Raw genomic sequence first — 24,667 nt, 5'->3', positions numbered from 1 at the left:
GGGTATTATCCATAGTACAATATTAGAAAAAGGATTTTTGCATTGCAAAAATCCTTTCTTCAATCTATTTGTATCGAGTTTTAACTTTTTGAACTTTAGGCTCTTTACCTTCAATAGGGATTAAATCTTTTTTTGTAGTAAGATTTCTTATATTCATAATTTCAAGTTGTTCTCTATTTTCTTTTCCTTTTTTACCTTTAAGTCCTTGTACTAAAACATAGTTTCCTTGAGAAATAGAAATAAAATCTAATTTTTTAAACCACTTTTTTTTCTTATAAGTACATTTAACTATATTTTTGCTTCTGTCAGGTCTTACTAGTAATGTAACGGTTATTTTATGAAGAATCCAAAGAATAGTCTTTTCTTCAATTTTAACGGAGACTACATTACCTTGAATTTGTGCTAATCTATCTCCATATTTTTTTATATAATTTTCTGCATAATATTTATTTAATTTGTCTGTGAAACCCATATGTATGACTCCTTTTCAATTAGATTTTCTTAATAAATTAATAATAAAAATTATTTCTAAAATCTCTATTATAGTAGTTATGGCAGTATTTAGCTATATTATAACATAGTATTTTAAAATTTAAAACTAAAAAACCCCTTTTATAATTATTAGTTTAACCATGTATAACATATATTATTAAGAGAATAAACTAGTTTTATTATTAGCAAGTATATTAAATTAATTTTGTGGGGAATATATGGTTAAATGTTAAATTTATACTTTAATCTAATCTAAGGGAGGTACTTTATGTGTATTGGTATTCCAGTTAAGATATTAGAGGTTAATGATAAAGAAGCTTTAGGAGAAGTTTATGGAATAAAGAAGAAAATAAGAATAGATTTTTTACCTAGTGTGAAAATAGGGGATTATGTTATGACACATGCAGGATTTGCATTGGACTTAATTAAAGAAAAAGAAGCTAATGAAATAATAGATATAATGAAGACTATAGAATATCATAATAAATCAATATAGATTAAAGGAGGTAATTTTATATTTTTTATAAAAATAAATATTTAAAGATTATAGATGAAATAAATTCTTATGATAAAGAAATTAACATTATGGAAGTATGTGGTACCCATACTGAAGCTATTAGTAAATTTGGTATAAGAAGTTTATTGAATTCTAATATAAATCTTATTTCTGGCCCAGGATGTCCTGTATGTGTTACCCATAATCAATATATAGATTATATATACAATTTAGCTCTTCATGAAAATATTACTGTAGCCACATATGGAGATATGATAAGAGTACCAGGATCTAAATTAAATATATCTTTAGAGAAAGCTAAAGCTTTAGGGGCAGATATAAGAATAGTTTATTCTAGTATAGATGCTTTAAATTTAGCTATAAAAAATCCACATAAAAGAATATTATTTTTAGGAATAGGATTTGAAACTACTACTCCTCATACTGCTGTAGCTATAAAAGAAGCTAAGGATAAAAAAGTTAATAACTTTTATGTTTTATCTTTGCATAAAAGTGTAGAACCTGTAATGAGATCATTGCTAGAAGATAGGCAGTTAAATATTCAAGGATTTTTATGTCCGGGGCATGTTGGAGTGATAATAGGTGAAAATGGATTTAAGTTTTTAAAACATTATAAATGTGCTGGTGTAATAGCGGGATTTAATATGGATGAGATAATTTTAGCTCTTTTTCACATAGTAAAAATGATTAAAGAAGAAAAGATTGAATTAAAAAATTTCTATACATCTGTTGTTAGTAAAGAAGGAAATACAATGGCTTTGAGAACTATAGAAGAGGTATTCTGCAAGAAAGAAGATTACTGGAGAGGAATTGGCATTATAAATGATAGTGGATTTAAAATAAAACACAAATATAAACAATATGATATAGAAAATATATATCCATTTGAATATAAATTTAATGAACATAATATTTGTCAATGTGGTGAGATTTTAAAGGGTATTAAAAAACCTACAGAGTGCAAACTATTTAAAAAAATATGTACTCCAGAAAATCCCATAGGTCCTTGTATGGTATCCGTAGAGGGCAGTTGTGCATCTTATTATAAGTATTTAGATTGAATGGAAAAGAAAAGGGGTTTTATTTTTGGATGAATTTATATCTATGTCTTATGGTAATGGAGGGAAAAAAACTTCTAATCTTATTGAAGAAATAATAGTACCTGCTATAGGAAATGAAAAATTAAATGTGTTAGGGGATGGTGCTTTACTTAATATATCAGAGGAAATAGCTTTTTCTTCTGATAGTTTTGTAATTAATCCTTATTTTTTCCCAGGAGGAGATATTGGTAAATTAAGTGTTTGTGGTACGGTAAATGATTTATTAATGTGTGGAAGTGTTCCTAAATATTTGAGTCTATCATTAATTTTAGAAGAGGGTTTTAAAATAGATGAACTAAAGAAAATAATTTTTTCTATAAAAAAAACAGCAGAAGAGGCTAAAGTACAAGTGGTAACCGGAGACACTAAGGTAGTAGATAAAGGTCATGGCCATGGGATATATATAAATACTGCTGGTATAGGAGAAAAAATTTTAGGTGTAGATTTAGATAAAAAAGGAATAAAAGTAGGTGATAAGGTAATATTAACTGGTAGTATAGGAAATCATGGTATATCAATTTTATGTGCAAGAGAAAGTTTGTTAGAAAATACTATAAAGTCTGATTGTGCTCCTTTAAATAAAATAGTATATACTATTTTAAAATATAAGGAGAAAGTAAAAATACTAAGAGATCCAACTAGAGGGGGATTGGCTACTACTTTAAATGAATTTGTAGAAAGAGAAAATTTTTCTATACAAATTGAGGAAGAGAAGATACCAATAGATAGAGAAGTAATAGGAGCATGTAAATTATTAGGATTAGATCCTTTATATATAGCAAATGAAGGGAAAGCTGTGGCAATTATATCAGAAGAAGTCTGTGAAAATATAATAGAAGATTTAATGAATATTGGATGTACAAATGCAAGAATTATAGGAGAAGTAGTAGATTATACAAATTCTAAAATACTTCTTAACACAGCTTTTGGAGGAAAAAGGATTTTAAATAAGTTAACCTATGATCTTTTACCTAGAATATGTTAAAAGGAGAATGTAGTTATGCATAAAAGTGATATAACATATGTATCTAAAGATGAAATTATAAAAATGGCTGAAAATATGTTAAATGAAAAGAGAAGACTTGTAATTATGAATGGATATGTAGATAAAGAAGGAAACAATGTAATAGCATATAATTTTGATATAGATGGAAATCTAAAAACATTTATATGCAAAGGAGAGAAAGTACTTCCCACAATTACCCATATATATAAAGGTTCTGCACAGTGGTGTGAAGAGGATATATGTGAAGTAATGGACATTGAATTTGACGGATTAAATAAGGGAGATAGACTATTTTTGCCAGATGATTTTGATGGCTCTGGACAGATACTTGTAACACCTATGGAAGAATTAAGAAAAAAGTATAAAGTAAAAAATGAAGGATAAAAATTTATATAACATCAATATTAGAAAGATGAGGTATGAAGTATGAGTTACGTAATTCCAATTGGACCATATCACCCAGCTTTAGAAGAACCAGTACATGTAAAACTTTATACTGATGGCGAATCTATAGAAGATGCACAGGTTTATATTGGGTATAACAATAGAGGAATAGAAAAATTAGCACAAGAAAAAAACTTTATACAAACTATAACTTTAGTAGAAAGAGTATGTGGTATATGTTCTCACTCACATAGTTTAGCTTATTGTTTAGGGATTGAGAATATTGCTGGATTAGAAGTGCCAAAAAGAGGGTCTTATATAAGGGTAATAATTTCTGAATTAGAAAGATTACATTCTCATTTTTTACTTCTAGGATTAGCTGCTCATATAATAGGTTTTGATAGTGCTTTTATGTACACTTTTTCTGCAAGGGAAAAGGTTATGGAAGCTTTAGAAACTTTAACTGGAAATAGAGTAAATTATGCAATGAATATAATTGGAGGCGCTAGAAGAGATATAGACGAAAAATCATTAAATGATCTTTTAATGATTATTGAAGAAATGAAAGAGCCTTATGAAAGAATATTAGATATATTCGGAGGAGATAAAACTATAGCCATGAGAACAAAAAAAGTTGGGATATTAAGTTATGATGAGGCATGGATATATGGACTTTCAGGGCCACATGGAAGAGCTTCAGGACTAGAAGTTGATGTAAGAAAAATAGATCCATATTGTTCTTATGAAGATTTCAATTTTAATATGATTGTACAGAAGAATGGAGATGTATTTTCAAGAGTATTAGTTAGACTTTTAGAAATTGGAGAAAGTATTAGAATAATAACTCAAGCAGCTCAAAATATGCCTGATACTCCAATAAATTTAGGTTTTAAAATTCCAAGGGTTCCAGCGGGAGAATATTGTGTTAGAATTGAAGCGCCAAGAGGTGAATTGACTTATTATATAGTTACAGACGGAGGACAAGGGAATAGAAGAGTAAATATACATGTGCCTACCTTTAGAAATGCAGCTTCATTGCCAGCCATGCTTAAAGGAAATACTATAGCAGATGCTGGACTTATAGTAGCAAGCATTGATCCTTGTTTCTCATGCTTGGACAGATAAAATGCATGAACTATCTTTAACACAAAGCATTGTAAAGATTTGTATAGAAGAAGGAAATAAAAATAATTTAAAAAAGATTGAAGAAATAAGACTAAAGGTGGGAGAGCTATCTGGAATAGTACCGCAGTGCATACAATATTATTTTGACATAATAAGCAAAGACTCTATATTACAGGGAGCAGAAATAAAAGTTGAAAGAATTCCAATAGAAATACAATGTAGAGATTGCAATAATATATGTGTTATGGAAAAAATAAATTTTTGTTGCCCAAATTGTAATAGTTTTAATATTAAAATTTTAAAGGGAAATGAATTTTATATAGATTCTATAAAAGGAGAGTAAACTATGGAAATAAAGGTTGTTAGACAAATTATGGAGTGGAATGAAAATTGTCATAACGAAATACAAGAATTATTAAATGAAAAAGGTATATTCATGATAAATGTTATGGGATCACCTGGCGGTGGTAAAACTACATTTATAACTAAATTAATTGAAAAATTAAGAAGTGAATATAAAGTGGCTGTAATAGAAGGAGATATAGCTGGGAAATTGGATGCTGAAAAAATTGCATCAATGAATATACCTGTAGTTCAACTTAATACAGAAGGGGCTTGCCATATAGAGGCTATGTCTATAAAGAAAATATTACCAGAGTTTAATTTAAATGATTTAGATATATTAATAGTTGAGAATATAGGAAATTTAGTATGTCCAGCTGAATTTCAAATAGGGGAGCATTTAAAAATTGCTTTATTAAGTATTCCTGAGGGAGACGATAAAGTGGAAAAATATCCATTGATGTTTGCCAATGCAAATGCTTTGATAATTAGTAAATATGACTTAAAAGAATATTTTAATTTTAATGAAGAAAGAATTAAGGAAAAAGGAAAAGGAGCTAATCCCAATATTCAAATATTTAGTGTTAACTCTATTACTGGTGATGGAGTAGATGAATTTGTAAACTGGTTGCAAAGTAAGATGAAAAATAGATAAGGAGGAATAAAATGAAAGCTAAATCCATATTTTCAACAGCTATATTTTCTTTTATTCTATGGCTTATCTATATTGGAAGTTATTCTATATCTAATATAGGAGAAGAGCTGATTGGAGGCATTATAGTCTCTGTATTTATAGGAATCTTTGCTTCATCTTTTTTCATTAAAGAAGATCCATTTTGGATATTAAAAAAAAATAGAATATTGTGGTTACTAATGTTTATACCTAGCTATACATTAGAACTTGTAAAAGCCAATTGGGATGTAGCTAAAAGAGCGCTCTCACCTAAGATAAATGTTAATCCAGGTATTGTGAAAATAGAAACAGATTTAAAATCAGATTATGGCTTAGCAATGTTAGCAAATTGCATAACTTTAACTCCAGGTACTATTACTATGAATATAATTGAGAAGAATGATAAGGTATATATGTATGTACATTGGATTGATGTAAAAACAAAAGAAGAAAAAGCAGCATCCCAAATTATAAAGGGAACATTTGAACCGTGGATAAGGAGGATTTTTAAGTAATGGATATGTCATTTGAATTTATTTTCATATCTATTTTAATAATCTTTTTAAGTTTTCTACTTTTATATAGAGTGTTTATTGGACCTAATATTATTGATAGAGTTGTAGCGGTAGATTCTATTGATGTTATGGTAGGACTTGTAATGGTTTTATTTGGATGTTATGAGGGAAGATCTCTTTATATAGATTTAGGACTTATAATAACTTTACTTGGATTTATAGGTACTATTCTTATTTCTAAATACTTGGAGGGGAAACTATGATAGTAAAAATTATTATAGATTTATTTCTAATCATAGGTTTATTTTTTATATTAGCAGGGGTTGTAGGAATGTTAAGAATGCCAGATACTTTTTGTAGAATTCATTCTTCAACTAATATAGTAACTATGGGAGGACTTCCCGTACTTATAGCAGCATCTATTTATGGTTTTTATATTGGTAATACAGCTATAGGGATAAAGTCTATAACTATGGGAGTATTTATTATTTTAACCAATCCAGCTGCATCTCATGCAATGACTAAAGCAGCCTATAAAATTGGAACATCTATGTTACAAAAAAGCTCTTATGAAAAAGCTGAGGAGGGAAAATAGATGACGTCATTATTTAATATTAGTTTTTTAAACATTATAGTAGTAATAGGAATAGTAGTGTCAGCTATTTTTACCGCAATAATTGATGATATTTTACCGTGTATAATTGCATCTTCTGCAGTAGGAACATTTATTGCCTTAGAATTTTTATTATTAAGAGCTCCTGATGTTGCTATAGCAGAAGGAGCAGTTGGAGCAATACTTACACCATTTATATTTATAATTACTTTAAAAAAAGTAGCAGAAAGGGAGGAAGAGGAGAAATGAAAAGATTTTTAACATGGTTTTCATTGAGTGTGCTTTTCCTTTTTTTTATATACATAAGCTTTTCCATGATAACTTTGCCATCTACATATGGAGGAATAAGCAGCATAATTGTAAAAAATACTTTAGAAAAGACCAGAGCCATAAATGCAGTAACTGCTATTGTCTTTGATTTTAGAGGATATGATACATTAGGAGAATCATTTGTATTATTTACAGCAGTATCAGGGTCTGCAGCAATACTTAGAAGTTATAAAAAAAATTCAACTAAATCAAAAGATAAGAATTTAGAGAAGGATGAGAAATTTAAAAGTAATTTTGAAGTTATGAAAGAAATAGATAACAAAACTAAAGTGGGTATTGAAAGAGATTCAATAATAGTATCTACAGCTAATATAGTATTGCCTATTAGTTTAACTTTGGGAGTATATGTTATATTGCATGGACATTTGAGCCCAGGAGGAGGGTTTCAAGGAGGAGTTTTAATAGCTTCAGCTGTTACTATCATATATCTAGCTTATGGTATTGGAAAAGTAGCTAAAGTATTTAATATAGAAAAAATTAAGTTCTATGAAAATATAGGAGCTTTGAGTCTTTTACTTTTAGCAACTTTAGGAGTGGTATATGGATATAATTTTTTCAAAAATGTAATATATAATCAGGGAGAAGCAGGAATGCTATATAGTTCTGGTACAATTTTTTGGATGAACTTTGCTGTAGGTTATAAGGTTTTAGCAGGAATTGGATTATTACTTATAAATATGCTTGGTACTTTAAATACTGAAGAAAAGAAATAGAGGTGAAAAAATGATTGTAAATTATATAGGCTCCTTTATTGTAATATTATTAGGATTATATATTATGATGACAAAAAAGAATTTGATAAAAATAGTTATTGGAATGTCTCTATTGGATTCTGGATTAAACCTACTATTAGTATCTATTGGATTTAGAGCTGGGGGTACTGCACCTATATTTATTACAGATTTGAAAAAAGGAGCTTTTTTTGTTGACCCTGTACCTCAAGCTTTGACTTTAACTTCTATTGTAATCGGAGCTTGTGTATTAGCATTAGCATTATCTTTAGTTATAAAGATAAAAGAAAAATATGGAACTATAAATGCAGATAAAGTTAGGAGGTTAAGAGGATGAATTATGTAAGCAATTCACCTATAATTTCCATAATAATACCTTTTATAGGGGCTTTTGCCATAGGACTAATAAGGAAAAATAAAAGGTCACTAATTTTAATAAAAGCAGTTGCTATAGTTAGTGCTTGTATATCTTTTTTTAGCTTAGTAGCATTAATAAAACCTGTGCTTATTGATGGTAAAATAGTAACATATTGGTTGGGCAATTGGATGCCTCAAGAACAAATGGCTATAGGAATAGGATTAGAAGTAGATTCATTTAGTCTTTTTGTAGCTCTTATAATAACTTTTTGTGCTTTATTATCTAGCTTTTATTCTATAAAGTATATGGAGAATGATAATTCTTTGGATAAATATTATACGTTATTTTTAATGTTATTAGGAAGTATGGTTGGTTTTGTACTTACTGGAGATTTATTTAATATGTATGTTATGTTAGAAATTATGACTTTTGCAGCTATATCACTTACTGCTTTTAGAAATGATATATATAAATCATTAGAAGCTGCTTTTAAATATATAGTAGTAGGGTCATTGGGATCTACATTAATATTAATAGGTACTATACTTATATATGCTCAAACAGCTACTTTAAATATGGCGCAAATAGCTGCTATGTTACATAATAATCATACTCCCGTAACTATATTAGCTTTAGTATTTATGTTGACAGGTTATGGAGTAAAGGCTTTTCTAGTTCCGTGTCATACATGGCCACCAGATGCGCATATGTCTGCGCCATCGTCTATATCAATGTTATTATCGGGAGTTATGAGTAAAACTGGTATATATGGATTTGTAAGAATCTTATTTATGATATTTTTTAGTATAGGTGTAGTTAAAGTTGAGTTTTTAGTAATAATATGGGGAACTTTAACTATGATAATAGGTGCATCTATGGCAATAATACAAACGGATTTTAAAAGACTATTAGCATTTTCATCAGTTTCTCAAATAGGGTATATAATAGTAGCCTTTGGAATAGGACTTTCTTCGAAAAGTGAAGTGGGAGTTTTAGGTACATTAGGTGGACTATATCATATGATTAATCATGCATCATTTAAGTGCTTACTGTTTATGTGTGCAGGAGCTGTATTACATATGACAGGTACTACAGATATAACAAAGTTAGGTGGTTTATCAAAGAAAATGCCATATACTACAATATTATTTTTAATAGGTGCTTTTTCTATAAGTGGAATACCTCCTTTTAATGGTTTTGTATCTAAATGGATGATATATCAAGCTACTTATAAGGAAGGCTATGCCATAGTAACTATTATATCATTAATTGTTTCAGTGTTTACCTTAGCTTATATGATGAAGCTTGCACAATCGGTTTTTTTTGGAGAATTGAGAGAGGAATTAAATGAAGTAAAGGAAATACCTTTATCTATGAAAATACCAATGAGTATTTTCGCAATAATCTGTTTAATTCAAGGATTATTTCCAAAGGTTATATCTAAATATTTGTTGGAACCAGCGGCCTATTCTATATACAATATTGGAAATTATATAGATGTCATGTTTACTAAAGGTTTTGCAGAAAGTATGTTTAAAAGTAAAGTACCAATACCTAACATGACTTATGAAATGGCGGGATATTGGCGACCAGAAGCATGGTTTTTATTATTTATAGTAATACTTATTGGATTTATTATAGGAACAGGAATAAGTTTGACATTTAGAAAGAAAACTAGTAGTAAACAAATGAATATATCTTATGATAAATATGGAGTGTTTACAGGAGGAGAAAAGGAAGAATTTACTCCAATTGCTGGAGCAGATCTTTTTTGGGGTTTAAGACATAATTTAAAAGGATATTTTAATTTTTTACAAGTAGCTCATAGTGGAATAGTAAATGACTATGTAATATGGATTATTTCCTGTACTGCCATTCTTACTTTATATTTTTTTGCAGTACTTTAGAGGAAAGGATGATATTTGTGGAGATACTAAAGAATTTATTTTATGTATTTATCTTTCCAGGTTTAATTTTTAGTATTATTTTTGGATTATTACTTTCAGGTATAGATAGAAAAATGGTTGCTAGAATGCAAAGAAGGATAGGGCCTCCTATAATGCAGCCTTTTTATGATATTTTAAAATTGACTGGAAAAGAAAGGTTAATACCTAGAAGAGCAGCTAAAAATACATTTATATTGGCACCGTTAATAGGACTTATAAGTGTTATTACTATTTCTTTATTTATTCCTTTTTATGGTATGAATTTTTTTCCTGGAGAATATGGAGATATAATAGTAATATTATATCTTCTAACTATACCTGCAGTAGCTTTAATAATAGGTGGAGCTGCATCCGGGTCGCCTTATGCAAGTATAGGTATATCAAGAGAAATGGTGACAATGTTATCTTATGAGGTACCTTTAGTAATAATATTATTAGCGGTGGGAGCAAAAGCAGGTTTTTCTATGCAAGGCAATGTAACTTTTTCATTAAAGATAATAGAAGAATATCAAAGAATAAAAGGGATAAATATGTTTAATATATATCTTATACCAGCAGCATTAGCGTTTTTGTTTATAATTCCTGCAGAAGTGGGTACAGTACCTTTTGATATAGCAGAGGCAGAAACAGAAATTTGTGAAGGGCCATTAGTGGAATATAGTGGAATTTATCTAGGTATATATAAGTTAACTGGAGCAGTAAAAATGTTTATAATGGGAAATTTATTTGTAAGTCTATTTTTAGGAGGAATAAATTTTGGAAATATAATATTAAATGTATTATTTAATATATTACTTATAATACTAGTAATAATAATATCAATTTCTTTTGTGAGATCTATTGTAGGAAGAATAAGAATAGAACAAACTTTGAGATTTTTTTGGACTATACCTACTATATTAGCAGCTATAAGCTTAGTATTTGCTTATATATAAGGGAGGGGAATTTTATGGAAAGATTACTAAGGTGGAGTAGAACGAAATCACCTTGGATATATCATTTAAATACAGGATCTTGTAATGGATGTGACATTGAATTAATGGCATTACTAGGCCCTAAATATGATTTGGAAAGATTCGGAATAAAGTTAACTGGTACTCCAAAACATGCGGATATAGTAGTGGTTACAGGCCCTGTAACAACCCAGTCTAAAGATAGGATGTTAAGAATATTATCTCAAGTTCCTGAACCTAAGGTAGTGGTGTCTTTAGGGTCCTGTCCAATGTCTTGTAATGTTTTTAAGGGAAGTTACTGCGTAGAAGGGCCTTTGGATAAATGGACTAATGTAGACATTTCTGTAGGAGGATGTCCACCAAAACCAGAGGCTATGATACAAGGAATACTTGAAGCAGTAGAAATATTAAAGGAAAAGGGTGGCGGAGATAATCATGGCTAAAGTACCATATATAAAGCAAGCAATAAAACACATATTTATGCCAGCAGAAACACAAAAAAAACATTATAAATTAGTAGATGCACCCGAATTTTATAGGGGTAGAATAAAATTTGATCAGGACACTTGTATTGGATGCGGAATGTGTATTAGAGTTTGTGCTCCACAAGCTATAACAAAAAAAGTAGAAAAACTAGATGGAGAAGAAAAAGTAACTATGAATTTCGATTTAGGTTCTTGTACTTTTTGTAAAATGTGCGAAGATTTTTGCCCTAAAAAAAGCATAAAGCTTACAAAGGATTATTCTTTAGTATCTAGAGATAAAAAAACACTTTTCGAAGAAGGGACTTTTACTAAAAAAAGCACCATAAAATGAAGAAATATTGTAAATTACCTTTCATTGGTATAAAATATAAAGTATAGTTTACAAATTATATCAGAACAATATAAAAAGAGAAAATGGACAGGGGGATTTAAGGATGAATAAAAATGAATTAGCAGCAATGATAGATCATACATTATTAAAACCGGAAGCTGACTTAAGTAGCATAAAAAGGATATGTGAAGAAGCTTTAAAATATAATTTTGCATCTGTTTGTATAAATCCTTGTAATGTAAAAGTAGCTTCAGATATATTGAATGGTAGTAAAGTAAAGGTTTGCACAGTTATAGGATTCCCATTAGGAGCTACTACTACAGCTGTTAAAGTATTTGAAGCAGAAGAAGCTGTAAAGAATGGTGCTGAAGAAGTAGATATGGTAATTAACATAGGAAGATTAAAGGATAAAGATTATGAATATGTAAAAAATGATATCAAGTCTGTTGTACAGACGGTAAAAGGAAAAGCTTTGATAAAAGTAATTATTGAAACTTGTCTTCTAAGCAATGAAGAAAAAGTTATCATATGTAAAATTGCAAAAGAAGCAGGAGCAGACTATGTAAAAACATCCACTGGATTTTCAACAGGAGGTGCTACTATTTCTGATATTAAACTTATGAGAGATACTGTAGGAAATGACATGGGAGTAAAAGCATCTGGAGGAGTTAGAACTTATGAAGATTCATTATCTATGATTGAAGCTGGTGCCACAAGAATAGGAGCTTCAGCATCTATACAAATTTGTGAAAAAATTCAAGATTAAGAAGCAGGTTTATATTAAGAGTACCTAATTTCTAGGTACTCTTTTAAATTTATCTGCAATTTTTTAAATTTTGTTCCTAAAAATAAAGTAAGAGAATATTATTATACTAATGGGAGAAAAGGGGTGATTATATGAGTGAACTTAAAATTAGTGAAGTAAAATATAAAATAGACTTTTTAAATATTAATAAGAATAAAGATGATGATTATATACCAGAATATAATGAAGTATATAAGTCCATAAAAAGAGCTTTAGAAATAGATAAACCAGGATATAATGTTTATTTAATAGATGATTTTTCAAAAGATAAATTAAAAAATATAATGAGTTTTATTGAAAACAATTTAAAGGATATCCCTCCAAAGGATATATGTTATGTAGTGGGAAAAGATGGAAAGAGCCCTAAATCAATATTTTTATATAATGGAAAAGGGCAAGCATTTAGTAAATATATACAAGAAATACAAGAAAGCTATTCAGAGAAAACTTATGATTTTTATAATTCATCAGATAATAAAGAAAAAGAACAACTATTAAAATCAGTACAAGAAAATAGAAGTGAACTTTTAAATAATATGATAAAAGTAGCTGAAGACAATGGGTTTGATATAAGGGTGACACAATCAGGATTTACCTTTGTTCCACTTAAAGAAAATGGAGAAGCTATGACTGAAAAAGAATATGAATCTCTAGAAAAACAAGAAAAAGATATTATAATAAATAAGGTTACAGAGTTAAAAGAAGAAGCGGAGATCATATTAGAAAAAATGAAGGAGAAAGAAGAGGAAGGAATACAAAGCATAAAGGAGCTCATGAAGGAATATTATGCAGATACTATGGAGAAAATGAAAGATAATTATAGAAAAGAATTTTTAGAGGAAAAAAATATATTTGATTTTTTGGAAAATATGTGTAAGGAAATAGAGGAGGAATTGATAGATAATTATTCAATGAGCTATGAAGATGATGAAGAGATAATAAGTGAAATTATATATAGATACAATATTAATGTAATAGTAGATAATAGTAATATTAAAAAACCTAAATGTATATATGAAGATGATCCAAGTCTTACAAATCTTTTAGGAGATATAGAATATGAGAATAAAAATGGAGTTTATGTTACAGATGTAAATTTTATAAAAGCAGGATCAATGTTAAAAGCGAATGAAGGATGCTTGATAATGCGCATAAATGATTTGCTAGCTAATCCGGCAGCATATTATAATTTAAAAAAAGCATTAATAAACGAAAAAGTAGATATAAATCATAATAGAGGATATTTAGAAGTAGTATCATTAAGTGGAATACATCCGGAACCTATAAACATTAATGAAAAGGTAATTCTTATAGGGGATTATGAAACATACAATATTTTGTATTCCTATGATGAAGATTTCAAGAAGATATTTAAAATAAAGGCAGAATTCAATCCTATAGTAAAAATTGATGAAGATATTAAAAGTTATCTTGTAAGAAATATATATAATATATGTAAAAATAATAATTTGAAGTCAGTTAAAGATGAGGGAATTAAAGAAGTAGCCAAATATCTTTCAAGAAAAGCAGAAAATAAAAATAAAATGTATTTTAATTTAGAAGAACTTGATAAAATATTAATATTAGCCAATAATAAAGTAGAAAATGAAAAAAAAGATTTTATAGATGCTAAAGATATAATATCAATAGCTTATAATGAGGATATTATAGAAAAGGAAATTTTAGAGGCTTTTGAAGAAAATAAGATATTTTTAAATGTAAAAGATAATCTAATAGGTGAAGTCAATGGACTTACTGTGTTGGATACAGGATATACAAGTTTTGGAAAACCCGTAAGAATAACTTGTAGCTGTTATTATGGTGATGGAAATATAATAGATGTGCAAAAAAGTAGTGAGCTTAGTGGAAAAATACACAGTAAAGCAATAAATATATTGAAAGGTTATATAAGCAGTTTAATTGGTGGGTATATTAAATTACCAGTTGATTTTCATTTAAGTTTTGAGCAAGTGTATGGAAAAGTTGATGGAGATAGTGCTTCTGTAGCAGAAGTTGTAGCTATACTTTCAGCTTTAAGTAAAAAAGGAGTTAATACTAATATTTCTGTTACAGGTTCAATAAATCAATTAGGAGAGGTTCAACCTATAGGTGGAGTAAATGAGAAAATAGAAGGATTTTTCAAGGTATGTAAAAAGTTAGACAAAATTAATAATAAAGGAGTACTAATACCTTACTCAAATGTAGATAATTTAGTTTTAAATGAAGAAGTAGAAAATGAAATAGAAAAAGGAAATTTTCATATATATACTATGAAAAATGTAGAAGATGCAGTTAATATATTAATGGGTGAAGGTAAGGATATATATAAAGAAGTAATAGAATCTATAGATAAAGAATTAAAAAAATATAGTTCAAGAAGTAGAAAAAGTACAAAATAATAAATAATATTTTTAAATTTTAATATAAAATGTAAAAGGGCCTATTTCAAAATAGAATTTTGAGATAGGTCTTTTTTATTTACATTAAAAAATACTAACTATTGAATTTGGAGTAAATATTTACTATAATTGATACATAGGTTTACTATGCATAGTAAACCTATGTATCAATTTGCAGGAGGAGATAAAATGAAAGTGGATAAAGAGTTACTTAAAGGAAGTACAGAAATACTTATATTGACTCTTTTGAAAGATGAACCTATGTATGGATATGAAATTATTAAAAAATTAGAAGAAAAATCTTCAGGAATATTTGTATTTAAGGAAGGTACATTATATCCCATATTACATTCTTTGGAAGATAAAAATGTAGTGGAATCTTTTTGGAGCAATGGGCAAAATGGAAGAAAAAGAAAATATTATAGGTTAACAGAGAAGGGAAAGGGATATATAAAAGAAAAGGAAGAACAGTGGGTAACTTTTCGCTCAGCTGTAGATAAAATATTATGGGAGGGAATAGTATGGGGATAAAAGAAAATAAAATAGTTAAAGAATATTTAAATAATGTGCTATTAGAAATAAAAAATAAAGAAGTACATGAAGAAATTGAATTAGAAATTATAGGGCATATAGAAGACTTATATAATGCATATAGAGATAGCGGAGTAACTAGTGAAGAATCTATAAAAAAGGCAATTTTAGAAATGGGAGAGGCTAAGATAATAGGAGAAAAATTAAATAAAGTTCATAAAGGTAAAATAGAATTAGGTATAGTAATTCCTTCTATTTTAATGGGCTTCTTTGGTGTTTTTTTAATGTTTTTTATGGTAGGCTATAATGGATATTTTAACAAAACTATGGGAATAAAAACTATAATATCATGGATAATAGGGTTGACATTTGCAGTTATCTTATATAAATTTGATTATAGAAGAATAAAAAAATATTGTATAAAAATATTTATTGGAGCTAATTTAATGTTATTTCTTCGATTACTCTATCAGAATACTACTAATGGTCTTAAAAGAGTTATTCATATAGGAAATGTCAGTGTTGATGTTATATCAATATATTTATTTTTAATATGTATAACTCTTCCAGGAGTGTTGGAAAAAGTTAAAACTGAAAAAAATAAAAAAATATTTTATTTAATTGCTATATATGCTGTACCATCATTTTTAACAATATTAATGCCCTCTATGATGGATCTTATAATATATAATTCAATATTTATAGTAGTTGCTATAAACAGTAAATTTTCTTGGAAATATGTTATTCCAATGCCTGTAGCAAGTGCTAGCATTATAATTATTAAAATTATAAGTTCGCCTTTTATAATGAAAAGAGTTATTTGTTTTTTTGATATTAATAGGGATCCTAATGGAATGGGGTACTTTTATAAACAAATAGATAATTTAATGAAATTATCAGGTTTCTTTGGAAATGGAATAGATAACAATGTAAAACTTTTGCCACAGGCTCATACAGATTTCATATTTATGACTATTGTATATAGCTGTGGATGGATAGTAGCTCTTACTTTTATAGCTTTAACAATATTTTTCTTAGTTCGTTTAATTAAGTCTTCTAAATTAGTAAAAGATAGTTATGGTAAATCAATAGTTAAGGCTTTCACTACTCTATTTATTATAGAATTCAGTGGGAATATACTTGTGAGTTTGAATTTGATGCCAATAATGGGGGTAAGTTGTCCTTTCATAAGTTATGGTGGAACTTCTATGATAATAAATACAGCGTCTATAGGGATTATTATGAGTATATATAAAAGAAAAAGCTATGCAGTTTTAGTTAATAATTAAAAAAGTTATCATGTAATTTTTAATATATATACTTATAGAAGTATGTATTGCACCTAAACTACATAAAGAAGTATAAATAAAAAGATAACAATAAATGAGGTGGTTCTATAAAATTTCATTTATTGTTATCTTTTTTATAAGATATTTTGCATAAAGAAAGTAGTGCCTTTTAGAACTAATAGATTAAAAATTAAACCTAAAACTATAGCTGTGGCACAATAGGAAATACATTTTAATAATTTTATTTTTGTAGTTTTATAATTATTAATAGATACTTTTATACATTTTGATGAAAAGAATATGCATATAATCCAAGGGAATATGCTCTCTATAGAAAAAATAGGTATTAAAATACATAAAAATATAAATACTAAGCACCATTTAGGTAATATAAATTCCATAGACTTCACCTACTTTTTAAAATAGTTTGCTCTTATTATCTTGTCGCTAATATCTATACCATTTAAGAAAAATTCTTTATGAAAACTTTTATATTCTTTCCCTATATACTTACGATTAGAGGTTACTGCAAAATTAAAGTTTGTATTTAATAAATTTCTTCCTATAGATGTTAATAAATAATCTGAAGAATTAGCTCCCATCAAGTAGCTTATAGTAGGAAGTAAATCAACTTGTCCACCAATTGTAGATATAGTTTCGCCTTTTATATCTTTAGAGTATATTATTAAAGGAACTTCTAAATTATTATCCCACCAAGATTCTTTATTTTGCATAGAGTTTACTTCATCACTAAAGAATTTATGAACTCCTTCATGATCTCCATATATAACTAATACTGAATTATTAAGTAGTCCTTTTTTATCTAAAATATTTATAAAATTACCTATTTGTTTATCTGTATACCTTATAGATTGAAAGTAGCCTCCAATTTTACTTCCATTAAATGAATCATTAAGTTTCAATTCCTTATATTTTTCAGGAATATTAAAAGGAGAGTGACTAGTCAGCGTTATAGAAAAACTATAAAAAGGTTGTTGTTCATTTTCCAATATTTCTGGAAGTTGTTTTAAGAAACTTTCATCACTAAGACCTAGTCCTATAATTTCATCTATGTTAAAAGAACTGGAATCAAAGCATTTATCAAATCCTATGGATTTTAATGAGGGAAGCCAGTTCCAATAAGATCCTTTATCGGGATGAATAGCTACAGTACTATATCCTAATCTCTTCATAATATTAGGTAAAGAGTTTATATAAGCATTTCCTGGATATCTAAAAAAAGTACTTCCGCTTCTTACAGGATAAAGAGAAGTATTAGTTAAAAGTTCCGCATCAGAAGTTGTTCCATTATAAGTTTGCTCTATGTAATTATCAAAGTATAGACTATTTTTTAAAAGTTTATTAAGAGTAGGTGTAATTTCTTCACCATTTATTTTCCTACCTATAACGAAATTTTCAAGAGATTCTATTTGTAATACAATTAAATTCTTATTTTTAAGTAGACCTTTATATTTATTATCTGGTAGTATTTCTGATTTAGTTTTAAACCAGTTAGCTATATTATTTTTTTCATCTGTACTCATTATATATGGTTGAGATTCTTTATAGAATCTGTATACATCAAAAATGTGATAGCCAATTGGAGTAAGAGATGCCATAGTTTGATTCTGAGACCAACTGTTTCTAAATAAAAATTGATTTTCATAACCTTTTTTCAATATATCTATTTTATAATGAGCATAGCATAAGTATGATATTGATAATATAAATAAAATACAGAATGATAAAAAATTTTTTTTATAGTATTTATAAACATTAGAATGTTTTATACAAAGAAAAATTAATATTAATATATCAATTAAAAACATGATATCTATTTTTCTTGACATAGCCCATATGCTATCTCCTAAATTGTTTAAATTTGATGTAGCTTTTAACATATGATAGCTTAGAAAAGAATGATTACTTCTATAGTACCAAATATCTCCTATAAAAATAACAGTAATAACCACATTCATGAATAAAAAGTATAATATTTGAAACTTTCCTTTAAATAAGAATGAGAAGGAAAGAGCTAAAAATAGAAAGCTTATATAAACTAATATAGGAGGAACGCTATGAAAAACTATGTTATTAGTTATGTTAGTGGCTTTATCTGTGGAAATTAGTAAAATAAATAATATAGTTTTTATAAATAAAAAAATAAATGTATATATAAATAGTTTATTTTCTTTTATATTTTTATAAGCTAAATATAAGTTATAAATAAATTTATCAAATAAATTATGTTTTTGTTTTAAATTAATATTTTTTAAAGTTTCCATATTATCTCCTTGAAATTTTTTTAAAATTCATTTTACATTATACTATAAAATATAAAATATAAACAGTTTTGTTGAAATAAAGTTTGTTGTAGAGTATAATTTAGAAAGAATTAACTAAAGTTAGGAAAGGACTGTATACATATATGAAGTTAGGAATCGTGGGTTTACCAAATGTAGGTAAAAGTACCTTGTTTAATGCAATAACAAATGCAGGAGCTGAAGCGGCTAATTATCCATTTTGTACTATAGAACCAAATGTAGGAGTAGTTACTGTTCCTGATAAGAGATTAGATGTATTAGAAAAAATGTATAATCCAAAGAAAAAAATATATGCGACTATAGAATTTTATGATATAGCAGGGTTGGTTAAAGGAGCAAGTAAAGGGGAAGGATTAGGAAATAAATTTCTTTCACATATAAGAGAAGTTGAAGCTATAGTTCATGTAGTAAGATGTTTTGATGATGAAAATGTAGTTCATGTAGAGGGAACTGTAGATCCAATAAGAGATATAGAAACTATAAATCTTGAACTTATTTTTTCTGACATAGAAGTTTTAGATAGAAGAATAGAAAAAACAAATAAGGCTGCTAAAGGTGGAGACAAAAAGGCAAAGGAAGAACTTCTTTTAATGGAAAAAGTAAAGGCTCATTTAGAATCAGGAAAGCCTGTGAGAACTTTAGAAGTAACAGAAGATGAAAATGAAATTATAAAAGGATTTTTCTTAATTACATCTAAACCTGTTTTATATGTAGCAAATATTTCCGAAGATGATTTAATTTCAGGAAATATGGAAAATGACTATGTAAAAAAAGTAAAAGGATATGCTGAAAAAGAAAATTCAGAAGTTATAATTGTAAGTGGTAAAATAGAAGAAGAATTATCTTCTTTAGAAGCAGAAGAAAAAGAAGAGATGTTAAAGGAATATGGAATAGAAGAACCAGGTCTTTATAAGCTTATACATGCAAGTTATAAGCTTTTAGGGTTAATGAGTTTCTTAACAGCAGGTTCTGATGAAGTTAGAGCGTGGACTGTAAAAATTGGAACTAAGGCACCTAAAGCTGCAGGAAAGATTCATACTGATATAGAAAGAGGATTTATAAGAGCAGAGGTAATATCCTATGATAAACTTATAGAGTGCGGATCAGAAACAGCTGCTAAAGAAAAAGGATATTATAGACTTGAAGGAAAAGATTACATAATGCAGGATGGAGATATAGTGTTATTTAGGTTTAATGTTTAAAAAATGAAGTTTGCTTAAAAGAAATACTTTGATTTATTTGGATAGAAAAACTTGTTTAGGTTTGTGATAGTGCGTAATTATTACTTAATAAATGGCAATATTAACAATGATAAATGCCAAATAAATTTCCCCCATTAAAGGGGGTTTTTTATTTGTAAGTAATTTAATATGAATACATTTAAATTTTAAATGTTAAGGAAGATATAGAAATTTAGTGAAAAAAATGATATATTTTATATATAATTTGTTATAGAAGTTTAAATTGAAAGAGTGATGAAGCTTGAAAAGAAATGCAATGCTAATAACTATCTTTTTCATAGTAATTTTATTATGCGTATTTTCTAATAGCAAATCTTATGCTCAGTATAACAATAATCTTAGAAAAAATGTTCTAGTCCTCCACTCTTATGATGAAAGTTTAGAATGGACTAATGATGTCTCATCAGGTATAAAATCAATATTTTATAATAATAGACAAAAAATTAATTTGTATTTTAATTATATGGATATGAAAAAAAATTATGATAATAAATATTTAGATAGTTTTAATAAATTTTTAAAAGACAAATATAAAAATCTAAAATTTGATCTTATTATATGTGTAGATAATGATGCTTTAGAGTATTTACGAATGCATTCTAAAGAAATTTTTCCCAAAGTTCCTGTTATTTTCACTGGTATTAATTTTCAAGAAGTTTCATTGCTTAATTTAGATAGAAATATTTTCAAAGGGGTTATAGAAGAAATACAAGTTAAAGATACTATAGATGTTATGATTAGACTGCATTCTAATTTAAAAAATATTAAAGTGTTTAGCAGTAGTACTTTATCAGGGAAATTAAGTTCAAATGCGGTTCAAAAAATAAAGTATTTGTATAAAGGGAAATTAGATTTTGAATTTTTGGAAGATTTTACAATAGAAAAATTTTTAGATAAATGCGACAAATCCGATAAAACAACTGCCATACTTCTCATGATAGATCCATTAAGAGATGAAAACAATAATCCTGTATATATTAATGAATATGAAGATAGTATAAAGAAGAACATGGAAATCCCTATGTATACTTTTTGGAATTTTAGTATAGGACATGGCATAGTTGGGGGAAAGATGAGTAGCGGATTTGATCAAGGTAAAACTGCAGCATTAATTGCATTAAAATATTTAAAAGATAATAGATTTGAGGATATACCTTTTATAAGTTATTGTACTAATAAATATATATTTGATTATAATTTCTTAACTAAATTTAATATAGATATGGATAAAATTCCTGGGAATAGCATTTTAGTTAATAAGCCTTTTTCATTTTATGAAAACTATAAACATCTAGTAATAAGTGCAGCTATTATATTTGCAATGCTTTTAATAATAATATTTATATTATCATTTAGTATAAAGAGAAAAAAAGAAGATGAAAGAAAGCTTAATGCTAGTTATGAAGAGCTTTCAGCTGTATATGAAGAATTATCAGCAACAGATGAGGAACTAAGAGATAGATATAAAGAATTAGTAGAAAATCAAGAAAAAATAAAACATTTAGCATATTATGATTCTCTAACAAATTTGCCAAATAGAACTAGCTTTATAGAGTTGTTAAAGGAATCTATAGAATCTAACAGATATAATAAAATAGGAGCTGTATATTTAATAGATATTGATAATTTTAAAAATATTAATGATACCCTAGGTCATGATGATGGGGACGAATTATTAAAGGCTATTACTTCTAAATTAAGAATTTTAGTTTCTCATGAACTGAGATTATTTAGAGCTGGAGGAGATGAATTTTTAATTCTAAAGGAAGATATTAATGGTAGAGAAGAGGCTATTATATTTGCTAAAAAGTTAATTAAGGTTTTTAATAAGTATTTTTATATAAACAATAAGCCTTTGTATATTTCTGTTAGTATAGGAGTTACTATTTTTAATGAAGATGGAAATGATGTAATTTCTATTTTAAAAAATGTAGATTTAGCTATGTTTAAGGCAAAAGAATACGGTAAAAATAGGTTTGAATTTTATAATAAGAAAATGTCAAAAGAAATATTAAGAAAAGCAGAGATAGAAAAGAGATTAAGAAATTCTCTAAGAAATAATGAGTTATTTATGCATTATCAACCTCAAATAGATTTACAATCAGGGAAAATTTGTGCTTTAGAAGCATTAATAAGATGGAATAATAAAGAACTTGGTATGGTGTCACCCGCAGAGTTTATAAAGGTAGCAGAAGAAACTGGATTAATAAATGTTATAGGGGAATGGGTATTAGTAAATGTATGTAGGCAAAATAAGTTATGGAAAGATAAAGGATATAATTATGAGCACATAGCAGTAAATATATCTGCTATTCAGTTACAACATCCTGGATTTTTTGAAAATGTAAAAAATATATTAGATATTACACACATAAAGCCAGAGTTTGTAGAGTTGGAGATTACTGAAAATGTATTAATAAAATCACTAGAAAGCAGTAGAGAAATACTAAAAAAGTTAATGGATTTAGGTATTAAAATAGCCATAGATGATTTTGGTACAGGATATTCTTCATTAAATTATATTAGAAAATTACCTATAAATACTTTAAAAATTGATAAATCTTTTTTAGATAATATTTGTTGCAATGAAAATGAGAAATCTGTTGCAGAAGGAATTATAGAACTTGCTCATAAAATGAATATGGAAGTAGTAGCAGAAGGTGTAGAAAATGAAAAACAGGTAGATATATTAAAGACTATGAAATGTAATAAGGTACAAGGGTATTATTTCAGTAAACCTCTTTCAAAGGAAAAAATAGAAGAAGTATTTAACAATAGGTTTTAATTTTATAATTGATGTTATGTAATATGGATGATGTATTTAAAATTATTATTCATATTACATATTTTTTATTTTCTGAGCAAAAAAGTATTGACCATTACCTAACGTCATGGGTTAAAATAAAAATACAGAGGTGATAATTTTGAAAATTAATACAGAGGAGTTTTATAGTGTAGGAGAATTTGCTAAAAAGGCAAATGTAACTATAAGAACCTTAAGATATTATGACAAAATAGGATTATTAAAACCTTCCTCTTATAATGATTTAGGTCATAGGATTTACAGTAAAGAGGATTTTGGAAAACTTCAGAAAATATTGACTTTGAAATTTATTGGTTTATCTCTAGAAGAAATAGGAGATATTATGAAATATGACATAAATGATAAAGATTTTAAAAAATCTTTGGAAATACAAAAAGAAATTATACAAGAAAAAGTAAAGCATATGGATACTGTAATAAAAGCCATTGAGGAAACTCTTTATATGGTAGAAAAAGAAGATACACTTAATTGGGATAATTTTATAAATATAATAAATGTAATTAACTTTGATAAGAAGTGGTTAGAACAATATAAAAATTCTTCTAATTTAAGAGCTAGAATTAACATTCATAATAACTTTAGTACTAATAAAGAAGGATGGATGAATTGGTTTTTTAATCAATTAAAATTGCCAGATAAAGTTAATATTTTAGAAGTAGGGTGTGGAGATGGAAGCCTGTGGGCTGAAAACTTACACAAGATACCCAAATCATGGAATGTAATTTTAACAGACTTCTCAGAAGGTATGTTAGAAGATGCAAAAAAAAACTTAAAGAACTCATCACATAAATTTAAATTTAATGTGGTAGATATAGAGAAAAAAATACCTTATAAGGATGGAAGCTTTGATGTAGTGATTGCAAATCACATGTTATATCATTTAAATGATATAGATAAAGGAATTCAGGAAATAAGTAGAGTTATAAAAAAAGATGGATATTTTTTTGCTTCTACTGTAGGGAAAAATCATATGAAAGAAATGAGAGATATTGTTAGTTTAGTTGATAAAAGTATATTAGAGTTAGAAGGTTTTACATTAACTAATAAGTTTGGATTAGAAAATGGCAGGGAAATAATAAAAAATTGGTTTAACCATATTTGTGTCAAAAGATATGAAGATAGTCTAAAGCTAACGGAATGGACTCCTTTTATAGATTATATATTTTCTATGCCAGGTAATATAGAGGAAAGATTTAATGAATATAAGTTGAAAAAATTGGAAAAAATTTTAAAAGAGATTATAATCAATAAGAAATATATTTATATAACAAAGGATACAGGTTTTTTTATGGGAAGAAAAAATTAGCATATAAATTTCAATTCATAATGAATTGTTTATATTAATAAAAAGGA

General features: G+C 27.1%; 26 protein-coding genes. 24 read left to right on the top strand and 2 right to left on the bottom strand.

Annotated elements, in window-relative coordinates; genetic code table 11:
- Positions 1-64: 64 nt before the first annotated feature.
- Positions 65-472 carry a hypothetical protein gene (locus tag J2Z24_RS08020; protein ID WP_035144870.1) on the bottom strand — a complete coding sequence of 136 codons (408 nt, stop codon included), beginning with the start codon at positions 470-472 and terminating at the stop codon, positions 65-67.
- 288 nt (positions 473-760) lie between these two features.
- Here J2Z24_RS08020 and J2Z24_RS08015 point away from each other — a divergent pair, with 288 nt between their 5' ends.
- The 21 genes from J2Z24_RS08015 to J2Z24_RS07915 all read left to right on the top strand — a co-directional run bounded on the left by J2Z24_RS08015 (position 761) and on the right by J2Z24_RS07915 (position 16,925).
- Positions 761-988, top strand: coding sequence for a HypC/HybG/HupF family hydrogenase formation chaperone (locus J2Z24_RS08015; RefSeq protein ID WP_035144871.1), 228 nt, complete (start codon positions 761-763; stop codon positions 986-988).
- Between the two features lie 20 nt (positions 989-1,008).
- Positions 1,009-2,070 (top strand): hydrogenase formation protein HypD, encoded by a 1,062-nt coding sequence (gene hypD, locus J2Z24_RS08010; protein WP_035144872.1) that lies wholly within the window; start codon positions 1,009-1,011, stop codon positions 2,068-2,070.
- A 25-nt stretch (positions 2,071-2,095) separates the two neighbouring features.
- Positions 2,096-3,094 (top strand): hydrogenase expression/formation protein HypE, encoded by a 999-nt coding sequence (gene hypE, locus J2Z24_RS08005; RefSeq protein WP_035144874.1) that lies wholly within the window; start codon positions 2,096-2,098, stop codon positions 3,092-3,094.
- A gap of 15 nt (positions 3,095-3,109) precedes the next feature.
- The gene (locus J2Z24_RS08000) at positions 3,110-3,499 is read left to right on the top strand and encodes an NADH-quinone oxidoreductase subunit C (RefSeq protein ID WP_035144875.1); all 390 of its coding nucleotides are present in this window, start codon (positions 3,110-3,112) and stop codon (positions 3,497-3,499) included.
- 42 nt (positions 3,500-3,541) lie between these two features.
- Entirely contained in the window at positions 3,542-4,624 is a 1,083-nt protein-coding gene (locus J2Z24_RS07995; RefSeq protein WP_035144876.1) for a hydrogenase large subunit, read from the top strand.
- Between the two features lies 1 nt (position 4,625).
- A complete protein-coding gene (gene hypA / locus J2Z24_RS07990) occupies positions 4,626-4,967 on the top strand; it encodes a hydrogenase maturation nickel metallochaperone HypA (RefSeq protein WP_035144877.1) in 342 nt (113 codons plus the stop codon).
- A 3-nt stretch (positions 4,968-4,970) separates the two neighbouring features.
- A complete protein-coding gene (gene hypB, locus J2Z24_RS07985; protein ID WP_035144878.1) occupies positions 4,971-5,621 on the top strand; it encodes a hydrogenase nickel incorporation protein HypB in 651 nt (216 codons plus the stop codon).
- Between the two features lie 11 nt (positions 5,622-5,632).
- A complete protein-coding gene (locus tag J2Z24_RS07980) occupies positions 5,633-6,154 on the top strand; it encodes a Na+/H+ antiporter subunit E (protein WP_035144880.1) in 522 nt (173 codons plus the stop codon).
- On the top strand, positions 6,154-6,417 hold the full coding sequence (locus J2Z24_RS07975) for an MrpF/PhaF family protein (protein ID WP_035144881.1): 264 nt from the start codon (positions 6,154-6,156) through the stop codon (positions 6,415-6,417). Before J2Z24_RS07980 ends, J2Z24_RS07975 begins: the two co-directional genes overlap by 1 nt.
- On the top strand, positions 6,414-6,749 hold the full coding sequence (mnhG, locus tag J2Z24_RS07970) for a monovalent cation/H(+) antiporter subunit G (protein WP_051593111.1): 336 nt from the start codon (positions 6,414-6,416) through the stop codon (positions 6,747-6,749). Before J2Z24_RS07975 ends, mnhG begins: the two co-directional genes overlap by 4 nt.
- On the top strand, positions 6,750-7,016 hold the full coding sequence (locus tag J2Z24_RS07965; protein WP_035144882.1) for a Na(+)/H(+) antiporter subunit B: 267 nt from the start codon (positions 6,750-6,752) through the stop codon (positions 7,014-7,016).
- Positions 7,013-7,810: a hydrogen gas-evolving membrane-bound hydrogenase subunit E gene (gene mbhE / locus J2Z24_RS07960; protein WP_051593112.1), complete on the top strand. Its 798-nt coding sequence runs from the start codon at positions 7,013-7,015 to the stop codon at positions 7,808-7,810. Before J2Z24_RS07965 ends, mbhE begins: the two co-directional genes overlap by 4 nt.
- Before the next feature lie 10 nt (positions 7,811-7,820).
- On the top strand, positions 7,821-8,165 hold the full coding sequence (locus J2Z24_RS07955; protein WP_035144884.1) for a sodium:proton antiporter: 345 nt from the start codon (positions 7,821-7,823) through the stop codon (positions 8,163-8,165).
- A complete protein-coding gene (locus tag J2Z24_RS07950; protein WP_051593113.1) occupies positions 8,162-10,093 on the top strand; it encodes a proton-conducting transporter transmembrane domain-containing protein in 1,932 nt (643 codons plus the stop codon). Before J2Z24_RS07955 ends, J2Z24_RS07950 begins: the two co-directional genes overlap by 4 nt.
- Positions 10,094-10,101: 8 nt before the next feature.
- Positions 10,102-11,067: a respiratory chain complex I subunit 1 family protein gene (locus J2Z24_RS07945; protein ID WP_207714609.1), complete on the top strand. Its 966-nt coding sequence runs from the start codon at positions 10,102-10,104 to the stop codon at positions 11,065-11,067.
- A gap of 14 nt (positions 11,068-11,081) precedes the next feature.
- Entirely contained in the window at positions 11,082-11,528 is a 447-nt protein-coding gene (locus J2Z24_RS07940) for an NADH-quinone oxidoreductase subunit B family protein (RefSeq protein ID WP_035144886.1), read from the top strand.
- Complete coding sequence (locus J2Z24_RS07935) at positions 11,521-11,901, top strand: 4Fe-4S binding protein (protein WP_051593114.1); 381 nt, start codon at positions 11,521-11,523, stop codon at positions 11,899-11,901. The genes J2Z24_RS07940 and J2Z24_RS07935 overlap by 8 nt, the downstream gene beginning before the upstream one ends.
- 103 nt (positions 11,902-12,004) lie before the next feature.
- A complete protein-coding gene (gene deoC / locus J2Z24_RS07930) occupies positions 12,005-12,667 on the top strand; it encodes a deoxyribose-phosphate aldolase (RefSeq protein WP_035144887.1) in 663 nt (220 codons plus the stop codon).
- A 131-nt stretch (positions 12,668-12,798) separates the two neighbouring features.
- Positions 12,799-15,105 carry an AAA family ATPase gene (locus J2Z24_RS07925; protein ID WP_035144888.1) on the top strand — a complete coding sequence of 769 codons (2,307 nt, stop codon included), beginning with the start codon at positions 12,799-12,801 and terminating at the stop codon, positions 15,103-15,105.
- Between the two features lie 189 nt (positions 15,106-15,294).
- Positions 15,295-15,636 (top strand): PadR family transcriptional regulator, encoded by a 342-nt coding sequence (locus J2Z24_RS07920; protein WP_035144890.1) that lies wholly within the window; start codon positions 15,295-15,297, stop codon positions 15,634-15,636.
- Positions 15,627-16,925, top strand: coding sequence for an FtsW/RodA/SpoVE family cell cycle protein (locus J2Z24_RS07915; RefSeq protein ID WP_035144891.1), 1,299 nt, complete (start codon positions 15,627-15,629; stop codon positions 16,923-16,925). Before J2Z24_RS07920 ends, J2Z24_RS07915 begins: the two co-directional genes overlap by 10 nt.
- Before the next feature lie 410 nt (positions 16,926-17,335).
- Here the strand turns inward: J2Z24_RS07915 and J2Z24_RS07910 are convergent, their stop codons facing one another.
- Positions 17,336-19,210 (bottom strand): LTA synthase family protein, encoded by a 1,875-nt coding sequence (locus J2Z24_RS07910; protein ID WP_051593115.1) that lies wholly within the window; start codon positions 19,208-19,210, stop codon positions 17,336-17,338.
- A gap of 143 nt (positions 19,211-19,353) precedes the next feature.
- Between J2Z24_RS07910 and ychF the strand changes: the two genes are divergently transcribed.
- The 3 genes from ychF to J2Z24_RS07895 all read left to right on the top strand — a co-directional run bounded on the left by ychF (position 19,354) and on the right by J2Z24_RS07895 (position 24,620).
- Positions 19,354-20,451, top strand: a complete 1,098-nt coding sequence (ychF, locus tag J2Z24_RS07905; protein ID WP_035144895.1) for a redox-regulated ATPase YchF — start codon at positions 19,354-19,356, stop codon at positions 20,449-20,451.
- A 280-nt stretch (positions 20,452-20,731) separates the two neighbouring features.
- Positions 20,732-23,275 carry an ABC transporter substrate binding protein gene (locus J2Z24_RS07900; protein ID WP_051593116.1) on the top strand — a complete coding sequence of 848 codons (2,544 nt, stop codon included), beginning with the start codon at positions 20,732-20,734 and terminating at the stop codon, positions 23,273-23,275.
- 139 nt (positions 23,276-23,414) lie between these two features.
- Positions 23,415-24,620, top strand: a complete 1,206-nt coding sequence (locus tag J2Z24_RS07895) for a MerR family transcriptional regulator (protein ID WP_035144896.1) — start codon at positions 23,415-23,417, stop codon at positions 24,618-24,620.
- Positions 24,621-24,667: the final 47 nt, after the last annotated feature.

Origin of the sequence: Clostridium tetanomorphum, from assembly GCF_017873215.1 — a bacterium.
GTDB classification, from domain to species: domain Bacteria; phylum Bacillota; class Clostridia; order Clostridiales; family Clostridiaceae; genus Clostridium_AO; species Clostridium_AO tetanomorphum.
The sequence above is the reverse complement of the archived record's forward strand: the minus strand, read 5'-3'. Positions and strand labels throughout refer to the sequence as shown.